The following is a 15,689-nucleotide window of genomic DNA, read 5'->3' on the forward strand; positions in this document are numbered from 1 at the left end:
CATGGAAAAGAAAACACAAGCAAAATTAAAGATCCGTAAAGGTGATTTAGTTAAAGTTATAGCCGGCGATTCAAAAGGATCACAAGGTAAAGTAGTTGAAGTATTAGTTGCTAAAAACAGAGCTATTGTTGAAGGCGCTAACATGGTATCAAAACATACCAAACCTAATGCTGCTAACCCTAACGGCGGTATCGTTAAACAAGAAGCTGCTATACACATTTCAAACCTGGCTTTGGTTGATCCGAAAACAGGTAACGCAACCCGTGTAGGCCGTAAATTGAATGATGCCGGTAAACTGGTACGAGTAGCTAAAAAATCAGGGGAGGAAATCAAGTAATGGAATACACACCACGATTAAAATCGAAATATAAAGCAGAGATACGTACTGCACTGAAAGATAAATTTCAGTACAAAACCGTAATGCAAGTTCCGAAGTTGGAAAAAATCGCAATCAACCAGGGTGTTGGTGGCGCCACTACCGACAAAAAATTGATCGAGAACACCATTACTGAGTTGACTACCATCACCGGTCAGCAAGCTGTTGCATCAAAATCTAAAAAGGATATCTCAAACTTTAAGTTGCGTAAAAACATGCCGGTAGGCGTACGTGTAACTTTGCGCGATAACAATATGTATGAGTTTCTGGATCGTTTGATCTCTGTTGCTTTGCCGCGTATCCGCGATTTCAAAGGTATCAATGATAAAGGTTTCGACGGAAAAGGTAACTATACTTTAGGTATCACCGAGCAAATTATCTTCCCGGAGATTAACATTGACAAGATCAACAAAATTCAGGGTATGGATATTACCTTTGTAACCTCTGCTAAAAACGATGTTGAAGCATTAGAGTTACTTAAGCAATTTGGTTTACCATTTAAAAATCAAACTCCAGTTAACAATGGCTAAAGAAGGTATCAAAGCACGTGAAGTAAAACGCGCTAAGTTAGTAGCAAAATATGCTGAAAAAAGAGAGGCTTTAAAAGCAGCGGGTGACTGGGTAGCTTTAGATGCGCTTCCAAAAGCGTCATCTCCGGTAAAACTGCACAACCGTTGCAAATTAACAGGCCGCCCTCGTGGTTATATGCGTCAGTTTGGTATTTCGCGTGTTACATTCCGCGAAATGGCTCTTGAAGGCAAAATCCCGGGAGTGAAAAAAGCAAGCTGGTAATAACCGGTTAACGGCAGATTAATGAATTCAAAACATGCGATAGGTATGTTTTGAATTTTTTTATATCTTTGCCGCTCGCTTTTTAAAAAAATGAATTAACCGATGGCAGGTCGTCCCAGATGTTATGGGAAGGAAACCACCATCACAATCAATAAATAATGAATACAGATCCAATCGCAGATTATCTTACCCGTGTAAGAAATGCTATCAAAGCTAACCACAGGGTAGTTGAGATTCCTGCATCGAACCTGAAAAAAGAAATTACTAAAGTTCTTTTTGACAAAGGTTACATTGCAAACTACAAGTTTGAAGAAAACGGTCCGCAAGGCACAATTAAAGTAGCTTTAAAGTACCACCCAATCACCAAAATCTCTGCTATCCGTTCAATTGACCGTATCAGCAGACCTGGTTACAGAAGATACGCAGGCACAAGCAATATGCCACGTGTATTAAATGGTTTAGGTATCGCTATCCTTTCAACTTCACGCGGTGTAATGACCGATAAAGAAGCACGTCAGCAAAACGTGGGTGGCGAAGTTTTATGCTACGTTTATTAATCAGATAAGGAGGAACAAGCAATGTCAAGAGTAGGAAAAAATCCAATACCAGTACCGGCAGGCGTAACTATTACTGTATCTGAGGATAACTTAGTAACCGTAAAGGGCCCTAAAGGCGAACTGCATCAAGCGGTGGATAAAGATATTAAAGTTGTTCAGGAAGGTACTGAGCTGTTAGTTCAACGCCCAACTGATCAAAAACGTCACAAAGCATTACACGGTTTATACCGCGCTTTGTTAAATAATATGGTTGTTGGCGTAACAACCGGTTATAAAATTGAACAAGAGTTGGTAGGTGTGGGTTACCGTGCTACTAACCAGGGTAATACATTAGACTTAGTGTTGGGTTTCTCTCACCACTATGTATTTGAATTGCCGAAAGAAATTAAAGTTACAACCACTGCTGAGAAGGGTAAAAACCCGACAATCATCCTGGAGTCAAACGACAAACAGCTGATTGGTCAGGTAGCAGCTAAAATACGTTCGTTACGTGCACCAGAGCCTTACAAAGGTAAAGGTATCAAGTTTGTTGGCGAGGTATTAAGAAGAAAAGCAGGTAAATCAGCATCTAAAAAATAATCGTCATGGCACTAGGTAAATTATCAAGAAGAGACAGAATTAAAAAGGGTATCAGAAAACGTATTTCTGGTTCAACCGAGCGTCCTCGTTTGTCGGTGTACAGAAGCAATAAAGGAATTTATGCTCAGATCATTGACGATGTAACCGGCAAAACATTAGTATCAGCATCATCTTTATCAAAAGAGTTCAGTGCAAATGGTACTAAGTCAGATCAGTCAACTGCTGTAGGCAAATTAGTTGCTCAGAAAGCTGTTGCTGCCGGTATTAAAGATGTAGTTTTTGACAGGAACGGGTACTTGTATCACGGTCGTGTTAAATCACTGGCTGAAGGTGCACGTGAAGGTGGGTTAAACTTTTAATCGAAAAGAGAAATGTCAACAATTAACATAAAAAGAGTAAAAACCAGCGAGATCGAATTAAAAGACCGTTTGGTTAGCATACAGCGTGTTGCTAAAGTGACCAAAGGTGGTCGTACTTTCAGCTTCTCGGCCATCGTAGTGGTAGGCGACGAGCACGGTGTTGTAGGTTACGGCTTAGGTAAAGCAAAAGAGGTTACTGAAGCTATTGCAAAAGGTATTGATGATGCTAAAAAGAACCTGGTTAAAGTTCCGATCATCAACAATACTATTCCTCATGAGCAAATCGGTAAATTTTCTGGCGGTTTTGTATTCTTGAAACCAGCGGCAAACGGTACCGGTGTAATTGCAGGTGGTGCGATGCGTGCAGTATTAGAGTCTGCAGGCGTACATAACGTACTTGCAAAATCAAAAGGATCATCAAACCCGCACAACGTGGTTAAAGCAACTGTATCAGCATTATCGCAAATGCGCGACGCTCATACTGTAGCTCAACAACGCGGTGTTAGTTTAGGTAAAGTTTTTAACGGATAATTATCATGGCGAAGATCAAAATTACCCAGATTAAGAGCGTAATCGATAGAACCGAGCGCCAGAAAAAGACAGTGCAGGCACTGGGCTTAAAGAAAATTAACCATAGTGTAGAAGTTGAAGCTACTGCAGCTATTATTGGGATGGTTAGAAAAGTTAACCACCTGGTAGCAGTAGAAAATATCTAAGATCATGAATTTAAGTAATCTAAAACCTGCAGAAGGTTCAACTAAAAATAGAAAAAGAATTGGTCGTGGTACAGGTTCTGGCCGTGGTGGTACATCAACCCGTGGTCATAAAGGCGCCGGCTCACGCTCAGGTACCAGCACTAAAATAGGTTTTGAAGGTGGCCAAATGCCACTGCAACGCCGCTTACCAAAAGTAGGTTTCAAAAACCCTAACCGTGTTGAGTACGTTGGTGTAAACCTGGATGTGTTACAGCAACTAACTGAAAAGTTCAACCTTTCAACTGTCGACTTTGCTACTTTGAAAGAGCATGGTTTAGCATCAAAAAATGACTTGGTGAAAATCTTAGGTCGTGGCGAGTTGAAAGCCAAGTTAGAAGTTTCAGCACACGCTTTTACTGCTACTGCTCAAAAAGCTATTGAAGCGGCCGGCGGTTCTGTAACCAAGCTTTAAGCATAAGCTAAAAAATTTCAAATGAAGAAGTTTTTCACTACAATATCCAATATCTGGAAAATTGAAGATTTAAGAGTGCGTATTATTAACACACTCTTATTTCTTTTAATATATCGTGTAGGATCTTTCATCCGTTTACCGGGAGTTAGCGACGCTGTTGCATCCAAAGGTAAAGCTGAAGGTCTGGTAGGTTTGTTGAATATGTTCGCAGGAGGCTCGTTTTCACGTGTCTCTATTTTTGCGTTAGGTGTAATGCCTTACATCTCTGCGTCAATTGTGATGCAGTTGTTGGGTATTGCTGTTCCTTACTTTGCTAAAATGCAGAAAGAGGGCGAAAGCGGCCGTAACAAAATCAACCAATGGACACGTTACCTGACTATTTTGATCACTGCACTACAGGCTGCAGCTTATCTGCGTTCGCAGGTAACTCCGGACGAAATGCTGATTGCTAACCCGCTGTTTGTGGTGATGAATACATTTGTACTAACCGCAGGTACATTATTTGTAATGTGGTTAGGCGAGAAAATTACCGATAAAGGTATAGGTAATGGTATTTCGTTAATCATCATGGTGGGTATCATTGCCCAGTTGCCAGGTGCCTTTGTGGCCGAGTTCCAGAACCGTACTACCGGTAGCGGTGGTTTGATCACCTTTATTGTTGAGCTTGTTGCCTTATTGGGTGTAGTAATGTTTACCATCCTTATTGTACAAGGTACCCGCAAAATTGCCGTACAATATGCTAAGCGTATTGTCGGTAACAAACAATATGGTGGTGTACGTCAGTATATCCCATTAAAGGTAAATGCTGCCGGTGTAATGCCTATCATCTTTGCTCAGGCTTTGATGTTTATCCCCGCTACACTGGCATCGTTTTTCCCGACAGCGGCATCAAACAGCGTTTTGATCCTGTTGCAAGACTACACTTCATGGTTGCATAACTTAATTTTTGCAATCCTGATCATTGTATTTACTTACTTCTATACTGCTATAACTGTTAATGCTAAACAGATGGCAGAAGACATGAAGAAAAATAATGGTTTCATCCCGGGTATTAAACCGGGCGACGCTACCAACAACTACATTGATGATGTTATTTCTAAGATCACTTTGCCAGGATCTATCTTCTTAGCAATTATTGCTATTATTCCGGCATTGGCAAATCTGGTTGGGGTAAACACTTTATTTGCCCGTTTCTTTGGTGGTACTTCATTAATCATTCTGGTAGGTGTAGTGTTAGATACATTGCAGCAGATTGAAAGCCACTTATTAATGCGTCATTACGATGGTTTGATGAAAACCGGCAGGCTTACCGGCCGTACTTCAATACCTGCTGTTACCGGGACAACACCGACAGCAATATAATTTAGAATGTCAAAAATTCACTATAAGTCTGCCGAAGAGATAGAGCTGATTAGAGAGAGTGCTATGTTAGTAGCAAGAACTCACGGGGAGATAGCGAAAGTTATAGGGCCCGGCATCAAGACTATAGAATTAGACAAATTAGCGGAAACCTTCATACGCGATAACGGCGGAATCCCCGCCTTTTTAAACTACGGAGGTTTCCCTTACTCTCTTTGCATCTCTCTTAACGATCAGGTAGTACATGGTTTCCCCGGAGACTATGAGTTGAAAGACGGCGATCTGGTGTCTGTAGACTGCGGCGCTATCCTGAACAAATACTATGGCGACTCGGCCTTTACTTTTGCCATCGGCGAAGTAAGCGATGAGGTTAAAACCTTGATGCGTGTAACCCGCGAGTGTCTTGATAAAGGTATCGAGAAAGCGATTGTTGGCAACCGTATTGGCGACATCGGTTATGCTGTACAGGAGCATGCTGAGAAACATGGTTTTGGTGTGGTGAAAGAACTGGTGGGGCATGGTGTAGGTTTGAAATTGCACGAGAAGCCTGAGGTGCCGAATTATGGTAAACGCGGCTCTGGTGTGAAATTAGAAGAAGGTATGGTGATAGCCATAGAGCCGATGATTAACGCCGGGCGCGCGGGAGTTAAATTCTGGAGCGACGGTTGGACGGTATCTACCATTGATGGAAAAGCTTCAGCACATTATGAGCATACAGTGGCAGTTAAGAAAGGTAAAGCAGACATCCTTTCGTCATTTAAGTATGTGGATGAAGTTTTAAAAGAAAAAAATATTTAATTCAAAATTTTTTATTAATTTTGCGTCCCGGTTTTTAGGGCGGATAATCAAGTAATAATCAGTAAAATATGGCAAAACAATCATCGATTGAACAAGACGGTACAATTCGGGAGGCGTTATCTAACGCGATGTTCAGGGTTGAACTTGAAAATGGTCATGAGATAATTGCGCACATTTCTGGTAAAATGCGCATGCATTATATCAAAATATTACCTGGCGACCGCGTGAAATTGGAAATGAGCCCTTATGATTTAACCAAGGGCAGAATAACTTACAGATACAAATAATAAATATAAAGATGAAAGTTAGAGCATCGATCAAAAAACGCAGCGCCGATTGCAAAATCATTCGTCGCAACGGGAAACTTTATGTGATCAACAAAAAGAACCCGAAGTTTAAACAACGTCAGGGTTAATTTTAAAAGAAAAGGTATTGTAAGCATCCGCACAACGGTGGCCCGCCGTTCGGTCTTACTTAAAAACAATTACAAATATGGCAAGGATTTCAGGTATTGATTTACCAAAGAATAAAAGAGGCGAAATAGGTTTAACCTATATTTACGGTATTGGCCGTTCAAAAGCCCAGGAAATTTTAACTAAAGCCGGCATTGACTTTAATACTAAAGTTCAAGACTGGAATGACGACCAACTAACTGCGATTCGTACTATCATCAATGATGAAGTAAAAGTTGAAGGTGCTCTGCGTTCAGAAGTGCAATTAAACATCAAACGTTTAATGGACATTGGCTGCTACCGCGGTACACGCCACCGTAAAGGTTTGCCATTACGTGGTCAGCGTACCAAAAACAACTCACGTACCCGTAAAGGTAAACGTAAGACCGTTGCTAACAAAAAGAAAGTTACTAAGTAATAAATGATTAATAACTAAGGAGCCGGATGTGTTATCGCTGCTCTTTAGTTGTTAGGAATAAACAAATTAAATCGGCCGCTGGGTCCTGATCATTCGGTGATCAAGTAATCCATCAGGTTAAATAATTAAAAAGAAAATGGCTAAAGCTAAAAAAGTTACCAAAAAACGCATTGTGGTTGTTGAGCCGGTTGGCGAAGCACATATCAACGCAACTTTTAACAACATTATTATCACCCTAACTAACAAAACCGGTCAGGCTATTTCATGGTCGTCAGCTGGTAAAATGGGTTTTAAAGGTTCAAAAAAGAATACACCTTACGCTGCCGGTCAGGCTGCTGCCGATTGCGGTAAAGCTGCTTACGACTTAGGTTTACGTAAAGTTGAGGTATTTGTAAAAGGTCCTGGTTCAGGTCGTGAATCAGCTATCCGTACTTTACAAACTACCGGTATCGAGGTAACTACCATTAAAGATATTACACCGCTTCCGCACAACGGTTGCCGTCCTTCAAAAAGAAGAAGAGTTTAATTTATATATTTTTTTAAAGCTAAGATTCAGCAGCTGCGGGCTGCATGATACTTTAAAACACACAAACAAATGGCAAGATATACAGGCCCAAAATCAAAAATTGCACGTCGTTTCCGTGAGCCAATCTTCGGTCCGGATAAAGCGTTAGAAAGAAAAAACTACGGTCCGGGTCAGCACGGCGCTTCTAAAAGAAGAGGTAAGCAGTCTGAGTACGCTGTACAGTTAATGGAGAAACAAAAAGTGAAATACACTTACGGTGTATTAGAGCGTCAGTTCGAGAACTTGTTTCACCGCGCTTCAGCTAAAGAAGGTATTACAGGTGAGAACTTGTTAAAATTCTTAGAAGCTCGTTTAGATAACGCTGTTTACCGTTTAGGCATTGCTCCTACACGTTCAGCTGCGCGTCAATTGGTAGGCCACAAACACATTACTGTTAACGGTGAAGTAGTAAACATTGCTTCTTACCAGGTTAAAGCTGGCGACGTTATTTCAGTTCGTGAAAGATCAAGATCACTGGAAGCTATCGTTAACTCAGTAGCTGGCCACAGAATTTCAAAATATAGCTGGTTAGAATGGGATGCTAACACCTTAACAGGTAAATTCCTGAACTACCCGAACCGCGATGAGATTCCTGAAAACATCAAGGAAAACCTGATCGTCGAGTTATACTCTAAATAATAACGACATTATTACGCAAAATGGTTGGCAGATGCTGTCAATCATTTTTGTGGTTTAAATGAACCCAAATTAACAAACAATAAATAAAGGATATAAATGGCAATATTAGCATTTCAAAAACCAGATAAGGTTATCATGCAAAAGTCGACCGATTTCGAAGGAACGTTTGAATTTCGTCCTTTGGAGCCGGGCTTTGGCGTAACCATTGGTAATGCGTTACGTCGTATATTACTTTCATCGCTTGAAGGTTATGCTATCACATCTGTACGTTTTTCAGGTGTATCGCATGAGTTTTCAACTATAAAAGGAGTTGTTGAAGACGTTACCGAGATCATCCTAAACTTAAAACAAGTTAGGTTTAAAAAGACAGGTGAGTCTGGCGACAGCGAGAAGGTTTTCGTGATCATTAATGGTCAGGATGCTTTTAAAGCTGGTGATATCACTAAATTCTCAAATAACTTTACAGTATTGAACCCTGAGCTGGTTGTATGCAACATGGATTCATCTGTAACTTTAGAGATTGAGTTCACTATCAACAAAGGCCGCGGTTACGTTGCCAGCGAAGAGAATAAAAACCCTGATGCAAATGTTGGTGTGATTGCTATCGACTCGATCTATACGCCAATCAAAAACGTAAAATATACTATCGAAAACTATCGTGTTGAGCAAAAAACCGACTACGAGAAACTAGTTTTAGATATTGCAACTGACGGTTCTATCCATCCTGAAGATGCGCTGAAAGAAGCTGCTAAAATCCTGATCCAGCACTTCATGTTATTTAGCGACGAGAACATGATGTTAGAGGCTCAGGCTAAAGAAGAAACTAAAGAAGTTGATGAGGAAATTCTGCACATGCGCAAGATCCTTAAAACTGAATTGGTTGATCTTGACCTGTCAGTACGTGCGTTAAACTGCTTAAAAGCAGCTGATATCCGCAGCCTGGCTGACCTGGTGTCATACGACGTAGCTGATATGTTGAAATTCAGAAACTTTGGTAAAAAATCATTGACTGAAATTCAGGATTTAGTAAAATCAAAAGGTTTATCTTTCGGCATGAACTTGTCGAAATTTAAATTGGACGAAGAATAATATTAGTGATTAGAGGTTGAAGATTAGAGATTAGTCTTCAGCCTCTTTTCATTTATAAACGAGAGTATTTATAGCGAGGCGATCTTGCTAACAGCTCCAAACATTAATTACAAACGGAGTATTTGCATAATTCCGCGGGCTTGACTGAAAAGCCGCCCAACGGTATGCACGTGCCACAACAAACAAAACAATGAGACACGGAAAAAAAGTAAATCACTTAGGCCGCACCGACAGCCACCGCAAAGCGATGATGAGCAACATGGCTAACTCGCTTATCCTGCACAAACGTATTACTACAACTTTAGCTAAAGCAAAAGCTTTGCGCGGTTATGTAGAGCCAATCCTGACTAAATCTAAAGACGACACTACACACTCACGTCGTACAGTATTTAGCTACCTGCAAAACAAAGAAACAGTGACTATCCTGTTCCGCGAAATTGCAGAGAAAATTGCTAACCGCCCGGGTGGTTATACACGTATCATCAAATTAGAAAACCGTTTAGGTGACAACGCCGAGATGGCAATGATAGAGTTAGTTGACTACAACACTACTTACGGTGCAGACGCTGCTCAAACTGCTAAAAAATCAACACGTCGTCGTGGTGGTTCTGGTAAAGGTAAAGCTGCTGCAACTGCTGAAGCTGCTCCGGCTGCATCTGCAGAGGTAACTCCTGCCGACGAAGCGGTAGTTGTTGAAGAAACTCCGGTTGCTGAAGCACCAGCTGCTCAAGAAGCTGCCCCTGAAGCACCAGCTGCTGAAGGCGAAGAGAACGCTGAAAAAGGAGAATAATTTCTTTCTCTACAGCATAAAGAAAACGCCCTGCTCGGTTGTCGAGCAGGGCGTTTTTTGTGGTGTGCGATACTTACTGTGTTGATCGTAGGTTAATAAATTCTGCGTTTATATTACTTCTAATAAGCAATCGGACCAATACCTACTCCGTATTTCGAGATAATTCTATCTAAATCAATATATTTCCGCAAAAGTATTGCCGATTCATATCTAAAACGAGCCCAACTTTTTTTATTCCAACATTTCGTAAAATACAAATCTGCATTTTTAATAATCATTATGTGTCTAGTAATTCCAAGAAGCGTGTAGCCTCTGGATTCATAGCTTGCTGCGATATTTTGTTTTAAGTCTTTAGGAATTATTTCTTGTAGGTCATTAAGTGTTTTAATTCCAAATTGATGAAGTTCTTTTATTAATTCGGCATCTTTGCCATTAAATGATGCTTCAACCATGCCGTTTTTGATTAATTCTTTTAATTGAGTATTTAGGAAACTTTTTAATGTGGTAGAATTTATTTCCACCTTTTTTAAATCGTCTTTTTTATCTGTCAATGATACTTTTTGGGAGATTATGTCGATCTCTTTCGAGATGGAATTGAATTCCCTATCCATTAATTCCAAAGAGCCGGCTAATATTTTAAATCTGCGTTTTATTTCTGGTGGTAACACGCCGTTAAACTTATAGTTTTTATCGTGTTCGATCTCAGCCCATGCATGTTGTAAAATAGTTCTTACTTGTATTTCAAATTTTAAATCTTTGAATTTTTTGTATTCAGGTAAATCTAGCCGCTCCTCTTTTATGTAGGCAATATAATGTATGGATCTATATCCGACTTTGTCAGTTCCTAATTCTTCGGATTTGTCTAAGCTGTTCGATGCATCAATGTGAAATGTGTTTTCTAAAATTTCGCAAATTGGTTTAAGGTCGTCTTCTACATAAACAATAATTCGTAACCCAGATAAATCTGTAATCTGTTTAATAGGATCAATGTATTTAGGGTCATCAATTTTATTTTTAAAGCTCTCGACCTCTTTGGTTCTGTTTGTTATAGCATGTACGATTATTGGAGACTCTTCTATTACTTCTGATATTATATTGTGTATTTTAACAGAGAGTTTTTTATATAATCCGCGATTATTAGCATACCATTGTACAGCCTCCTCTTTATTAAATTTATCTTCGATCTTTGGTTTAGGGTTACTCATAGAACTAATCTACAAAAAATAAATAAATATTACTATTCTGCCAACCTGTCACCACTATCCGACATATTTCTGACGAAATAATACCTCGTTTTCATCTAAACCGACACTTTATACCCTAAATACTGCCAAACCCAATTTGGCACAGGCATTGATTATACTTGGTGAGTAAACAAACTATCTAAAACAAGAGAAATCAATAATCATATGTCTAAAATAATCGGAATCGACTTAGGAACAACAAACTCGTGCGTAGCTGTAATGGAAGGTAATGAACCTGTAGTTATAGCCAACAGCGAGGGCAAACGTACTACGCCGTCAGTAGTAGCTTTTATCGACAACGGCGAGCGTAAAGTAGGTGATCCTGCAAAACGTCAGGCTATTACCAATCCTACAAAAACTATTTCTTCAATTAAACGCTTCATGGGTAACCAATTTAATGAGGTTACTAAAGAGGCCGATCGTGTACCTTACAAAGTGGTTAAAGGTGATAACAACACTCCACGCGTTGAGATTGGCGATCGTAAATATACGCCGCAAGAGATTTCTGCAATGATCCTTCAGAAAATGAAGAAAACTGCCGAAGATTTCTTAGGTACTGAAGTAACTGAAGCGGTTATTACCGTTCCGGCTTACTTTAACGATGCACAACGTCAGGCTACTAAAGAAGCCGGCGAAATTGCAGGCTTGAAAGTTCGTCGTATCATCAACGAACCTACTGCTGCGGCCTTGGCTTACGGCCTTGACAAAGCCCACAAAGACATGAAAATTGTGGTGTTTGACTGCGGTGGTGGTACACACGACGTTTCTGTATTAGAGTTAGGCGATGGCGTGTTCGAAGTAAAATCAACCGACGGTGATACACACTTAGGTGGGGACGACTTTGACCAGGTGATCATTGACTGGATGGCAGACGAATTCAAATCTGACGAAGGTGTCGACCTGCGTAAAGACCCAATGGCTTTGCAACGTTTAAAAGAATCTGCAGAGAAAGCTAAAATTGAATTATCAAGCTCTACGCAAACAGAGATCAACCTGCCATACATCACAGCTGCCGACGGTATGCCTAAACACCTGGTTAAAACTTTAACACGTGCAAAATTTGAGCAACTGGCCGACAGCCTGATCAAACGTACTATTGAGCCTTGTAAAACTGCTTTGAAAAATGCAGGTTACAGCACTTCAGATATCGACGAGATTATCCTGGTAGGTGGTTCAACGCGTATTCCTGCTATTCAGGACGCCGTACAAAAATTCTTTGGTAAAGCGCCTTCAAAAGGTGTTAACCCTGACGAGGTTGTAGCTATTGGTGCTGCTATACAAGGTGGTGTGTTAACCGGTGAGGTTAAAGATGTGTTATTGTTAGACGTTACGCCGCTTTCATTAGGTATTGAAACCATGGGTGGTGTGATGACTAAATTAATCGAGTCGAACACCACTATCCCAACCAAAAAATCAGAAGTGTTCTCTACAGCGTCTGACAGCCAGCCATCTGTGGAGATCCATATTTTGCAAGGCGAACGCCCTATGGCTTCAGGTAACCGTACCATTGGCCGTTTCCACCTGGATGGTATTCCGCCAGCACCTCGTGGCGTGCCTCAAATTGAAGTAACTTTCGATATTGACGCTAACGGTATTCTGAACGTATCTGCAAAAGATAAAGCTACCGGTAAAGAACAAAAAATCCGTATCGAAGCTTCATCGGGCTTAACTGATGCTGAGATCAAGAAAATGAAAGAAGAAGCTGAAGCTAATGCTGATGCTGACAGAATAGCAAAAGAAGAAGTTGAAAAACTGAACAGCGCTGATGCTTTGATCTTCAGTACCGAAAAACAATTGAAAGAATTCGGTGATAAATTACCGGCTGACAAAAAAGCACCTATTGAAGAAGGTTTGAATAAATTAAAAGCTGCTTACAGCGCTAAAAACCTTGCTGAGATTGAGACTGCTCAAGCTGAACTTAATGCTGCCTGGACCGCTGCTTCTGAAGAGATGTACAAAGCATCTGCCGAAGCTGGTCAGCAACCAGGTGCCGATGGTGGTGCAGCAGGTGGTGCCGGTCAGGGTCCGCAAGACCACGGCGACACTGTAACTGATGTTGACTTCGAAGAGGTTAAATAACAACAGCACACAAATTCTCAATATATATTAGTAGAAGGGCCGCCCTATTTGGGGCGGCCCTTTTTTGTTTCGTACTGGTCACAGAGCTAGACACTTTTTCCCTACGTCAATGGCGGCTTTAATAGTTAATTGTTAAAGTCTCATTATTATTATCCATCTCTACTTCATCTACTCCCTCAAACCCGTGCCAAACCAACCGCATTTTTGAATACTTAGAAGTGTGCGAGCCTTCAACCCGGCTAAATGAAACCTCTTTTTTCTGTGGATCAAAACTTATGGTACGTTTGTGGTAAACACCTTCCTGATAGGCATAGGTGCTACCATCATCTTCATAATAAACAAATGCGTTTGGCTCGTCGCCATTCCAGATGTGTATTTGGAGGATACCGTCACCGGGCTCATTTGTGCTTTGGATGACACTTTGCATAGGCACAATACCGCCGGCCTTAACAAAAACCGGCAAATCTGTTAATGGTGAAGGCACAGTTACCGATTGGTTGCCATTAAATTTTTCATCACTGCTCAAACGGTACCAATCGCCGGCAGGCAAATAAACATCACAGCTGTCAAAAGTACTGGCAACAGGCGCTACCAATATCGAGTCGCCGAAGAGGAATTGATTTTGATAAAATGGATCGTATACGCTTTCATCGGTAGTGTAATCTATAGCCAACGTACGGGCCAAAGGCAGGCCTGTTTGTGTCGACTGATAAAACCCTGAGTAGATATAAGGCAACAGTTTATAACGTTGTTCGATATCTTTTTTGATGACAGCCTCATATTCGTCGCCCCATTGCCAGGGCTCGCGCATGCTCATGCCTAAAGCCGCGTGGTTACGAAACATTGGCACATAAGGCCCAAGCGAGTTCCATCGTACCATTAATTCAGGCGTGGGGTTGCCCATAAAGCCGCCAATATCCACCCCAATCATTGACATACCTGCCAGCCCCAGACTGTTAACCAGCCGCTGCCCGAACAGCATATGCTCATCCGTAGCGGCATTGTCGCCTGTCCAGATGGCCGAATAACGTTGTGTACCGCAATAGGCCGCCCGGGTAAGTATAAATGGTCGTTTGCCTTTTAAAATGCGTTTGGTGCCGTCATAGGTGCCTCTTGACATTTGCATGCCGTAAACGTTCCTAACTTCGGGCATAAATTTATCCCCGAACTTTACCATCCAGGGCATATTCTGGCCCCAGGCAGCCGGCTCGTTCATGTCATTCCAAAATCCTTCGACGCCGGGATCAGCCAGGGTGGTAAAGGCAGCGCCCCACCACTCACGTACTTCCTCATTCAAAAAGTCCGGGAAGTGGCAACGACCAGGCCAAACGCTGCCTACATATAGCTCGCCGTTAGGATAAGTGGCAAAGTAGCCACGATCTACCCCTTCTTTATATTGTTTATAGTCTGCATCTATTTTTATTCCGGGGTCAACAATGGTTACCAGCTTAAAATTCATGGCTTTCAGCTCATCAATCATTCCTTTAGGATCAGGAAAGGTTTCCTTGTTCCAGGTAAAGATCTTGTAGCCATCCATATAATCAATGTCGCAATACATCACATCCGCAGGTATGTTTCGTTCCCTGAATCTTCTGGCGACATCCAAAACCTCCTGCGCACTCATATAGCTCCAGCGGCATTGCTGATAACCGAGGCTCCATAACGGCGGCATTTCCATGCGGCCGGTTAGCCAGGTATAGTCTTCAATAATATTGCGTAGGCCCTGAGCACCGAAGAAATAATAATTCATATCCCCGCCATCAGCACCAAACCAGCTCATTTGTTCGTCGGTAGTCGCACCGAAATCAAAGAAACTTCGGTGCGTATTGTCGAAGAACAGTCCATAGCTTAAACCACCATGCAGACCAATAAAAAACGGAAAGGTTTTATAAAGCGGGTCGGTGGTGATGGTGTGCAAAGACGCGTCAGTATTCCAATTGACATAATTGCAGCCCCGGCGATTCAGATCGCCGGCTTTTTCACCCAAACCCAGAAATTTTTCATCCGGATAAAGTTTGCGATAGTTTACCACCCGGTCAGCCTGCCAGTTGATGCCAAAGCGCTCGTCGTCCTCGCTAAGCGGTTTACCATCGGCAGTAAAAAAACTAAAGCGCAGCGGATGCAGACCGATCACCAGCTTAAGCGCGGATGTGTCTATCTCAACCGTATCATACAGCTTTTGCCAGGTGAAATTATCCAGTGGCTTTTCAATTACGGCGAAGGATTCATCAGGCGCCTTGCCGTTGCGGGTAACACAAACCCGGATGATCGTCGGGCTATAAACCCAGACACGCGCCTCGGCTTCGGCAGTTTGTATTAACAATGAACTATCACGCTCCGTTACGGTATCGGCATTGCCTAAAATGTCTATCTGCATGTTTAAACAACAACAGGGGGGATTTAGGGTTTTGAAAAGTTGTCATTCT

Annotated in this window: 21 protein-coding genes; 19 read left to right on the top strand and 2 right to left on the bottom strand. The window is 41.6% G+C overall.

Translation table 11 applies throughout. From position 1 onward, the window contains the following. The first annotated feature begins 1 nt into the window (after position 1). The 18 genes from rplX (at position 2) to rplQ (ending at position 9,940) form a co-directional block, all read left to right on the top strand. A complete protein-coding gene (rplX, locus tag ACFS5N_RS14150) occupies positions 2-337 on the top strand; it encodes a 50S ribosomal protein L24 (RefSeq protein WP_377186750.1) in 336 nt (111 codons plus the stop codon). Next, positions 337-906: a 50S ribosomal protein L5 gene (gene rplE / locus ACFS5N_RS14155; RefSeq protein ID WP_377186753.1), complete on the top strand. Its 570-nt coding sequence runs from the start codon at positions 337-339 to the stop codon at positions 904-906. The genes rplX and rplE overlap by 1 nt, the downstream gene beginning before the upstream one ends. Continuing rightward, positions 899-1,168: a 30S ribosomal protein S14 gene (gene rpsN / locus ACFS5N_RS14160; RefSeq protein ID WP_377186756.1), complete on the top strand. Its 270-nt coding sequence runs from the start codon at positions 899-901 to the stop codon at positions 1,166-1,168. Before rplE ends, rpsN begins: the two co-directional genes overlap by 8 nt. A gap of 158 nt (positions 1,169-1,326) precedes the next feature. Beyond that, complete coding sequence (gene rpsH / locus ACFS5N_RS14165) at positions 1,327-1,725, top strand: 30S ribosomal protein S8 (protein WP_449289011.1); 399 nt, start codon at positions 1,327-1,329, stop codon at positions 1,723-1,725. 21 nt (positions 1,726-1,746) lie between these two features. Beyond that, positions 1,747-2,304 carry a 50S ribosomal protein L6 gene (gene rplF, locus ACFS5N_RS14170; RefSeq protein ID WP_377186759.1) on the top strand — a complete coding sequence of 186 codons (558 nt, stop codon included), beginning with the start codon at positions 1,747-1,749 and terminating at the stop codon, positions 2,302-2,304. Positions 2,305-2,309: 5 nt separating this feature from the next. Then, positions 2,310-2,663 (top strand): 50S ribosomal protein L18, encoded by a 354-nt coding sequence (rplR, locus tag ACFS5N_RS14175; protein WP_377186762.1) that lies wholly within the window; start codon positions 2,310-2,312, stop codon positions 2,661-2,663. 12 nt (positions 2,664-2,675) lie between these two features. Next, positions 2,676-3,194 (top strand): 30S ribosomal protein S5, encoded by a 519-nt coding sequence (gene rpsE, locus ACFS5N_RS14180; RefSeq protein ID WP_377186765.1) that lies wholly within the window; start codon positions 2,676-2,678, stop codon positions 3,192-3,194. 5 nt (positions 3,195-3,199) lie between these two features. Beyond that, a complete protein-coding gene (gene rpmD, locus ACFS5N_RS14185; RefSeq protein ID WP_345103237.1) occupies positions 3,200-3,379 on the top strand; it encodes a 50S ribosomal protein L30 in 180 nt (59 codons plus the stop codon). 4 nt (positions 3,380-3,383) lie between these two features. Continuing rightward, complete coding sequence (gene rplO / locus ACFS5N_RS14190; protein WP_377186768.1) at positions 3,384-3,830, top strand: 50S ribosomal protein L15; 447 nt, start codon at positions 3,384-3,386, stop codon at positions 3,828-3,830. Positions 3,831-3,851: 21 nt separating this feature from the next. Further along, the gene (gene secY / locus ACFS5N_RS14195; RefSeq protein WP_377186771.1) at positions 3,852-5,192 is read left to right on the top strand and encodes a preprotein translocase subunit SecY; all 1,341 of its coding nucleotides are present in this window, start codon (positions 3,852-3,854) and stop codon (positions 5,190-5,192) included. A gap of 6 nt (positions 5,193-5,198) precedes the next feature. Beyond that, positions 5,199-5,987 (top strand): type I methionyl aminopeptidase, encoded by a 789-nt coding sequence (gene map, locus ACFS5N_RS14200; RefSeq protein ID WP_377186774.1) that lies wholly within the window; start codon positions 5,199-5,201, stop codon positions 5,985-5,987. A gap of 68 nt (positions 5,988-6,055) precedes the next feature. After that, on the top strand, positions 6,056-6,274 hold the full coding sequence (infA, locus tag ACFS5N_RS14205; RefSeq protein WP_022833270.1) for a translation initiation factor IF-1: 219 nt from the start codon (positions 6,056-6,058) through the stop codon (positions 6,272-6,274). Positions 6,275-6,285: 11 nt separating this feature from the next. Next, positions 6,286-6,402: a type B 50S ribosomal protein L36 gene (ykgO, locus tag ACFS5N_RS14210; protein WP_022833269.1), complete on the top strand. Its 117-nt coding sequence runs from the start codon at positions 6,286-6,288 to the stop codon at positions 6,400-6,402. A 77-nt stretch (positions 6,403-6,479) separates the two neighbouring features. Beyond that, a complete protein-coding gene (gene rpsM / locus ACFS5N_RS14215) occupies positions 6,480-6,857 on the top strand; it encodes a 30S ribosomal protein S13 (RefSeq protein ID WP_377186777.1) in 378 nt (125 codons plus the stop codon). 136 nt (positions 6,858-6,993) lie between these two features. Then, positions 6,994-7,383 carry a 30S ribosomal protein S11 gene (gene rpsK, locus ACFS5N_RS14220; RefSeq protein ID WP_377186780.1) on the top strand — a complete coding sequence of 130 codons (390 nt, stop codon included), beginning with the start codon at positions 6,994-6,996 and terminating at the stop codon, positions 7,381-7,383. Positions 7,384-7,452: 69 nt separating this feature from the next. Continuing rightward, a complete protein-coding gene (gene rpsD / locus ACFS5N_RS14225; protein WP_377186783.1) occupies positions 7,453-8,061 on the top strand; it encodes a 30S ribosomal protein S4 in 609 nt (202 codons plus the stop codon). 96 nt (positions 8,062-8,157) lie between these two features. Then, on the top strand, positions 8,158-9,150 hold the full coding sequence (locus tag ACFS5N_RS14230) for a DNA-directed RNA polymerase subunit alpha (RefSeq protein ID WP_377186786.1): 993 nt from the start codon (positions 8,158-8,160) through the stop codon (positions 9,148-9,150). A 190-nt stretch (positions 9,151-9,340) separates the two neighbouring features. Continuing rightward, positions 9,341-9,940, top strand: a complete 600-nt coding sequence (gene rplQ / locus ACFS5N_RS14235; protein WP_377186789.1) for a 50S ribosomal protein L17 — start codon at positions 9,341-9,343, stop codon at positions 9,938-9,940. A gap of 119 nt (positions 9,941-10,059) precedes the next feature. On the opposite strand, the gene ACFS5N_RS14240 is transcribed toward rplQ, so the two are convergent. Continuing rightward, complete coding sequence (locus ACFS5N_RS14240) at positions 10,060-11,145, bottom strand: GTP pyrophosphokinase (RefSeq protein ID WP_377186792.1); 1,086 nt, start codon at positions 11,143-11,145, stop codon at positions 10,060-10,062. 204 nt (positions 11,146-11,349) lie between these two features. Between ACFS5N_RS14240 and dnaK the strand changes: the two genes are divergently transcribed. Continuing rightward, on the top strand, positions 11,350-13,263 hold the full coding sequence (dnaK, locus tag ACFS5N_RS14245) for a molecular chaperone DnaK (RefSeq protein WP_377186795.1): 1,914 nt from the start codon (positions 11,350-11,352) through the stop codon (positions 13,261-13,263). 118 nt (positions 13,264-13,381) lie between these two features. On the opposite strand, the gene ACFS5N_RS14250 is transcribed toward dnaK, so the two are convergent. Continuing rightward, positions 13,382-15,640: a glycoside hydrolase family 31 protein gene (locus ACFS5N_RS14250; RefSeq protein WP_377186798.1), complete on the bottom strand. Its 2,259-nt coding sequence runs from the start codon at positions 15,638-15,640 to the stop codon at positions 13,382-13,384. Between the last annotated feature and the right edge of the window lie 49 nt (positions 15,641-15,689).

Origin of the sequence: Mucilaginibacter ximonensis (genome assembly GCF_042686265.1) — a bacterium.
GTDB lineage: Bacteria > Bacteroidota > Bacteroidia > Sphingobacteriales > Sphingobacteriaceae > Mucilaginibacter > Mucilaginibacter ximonensis.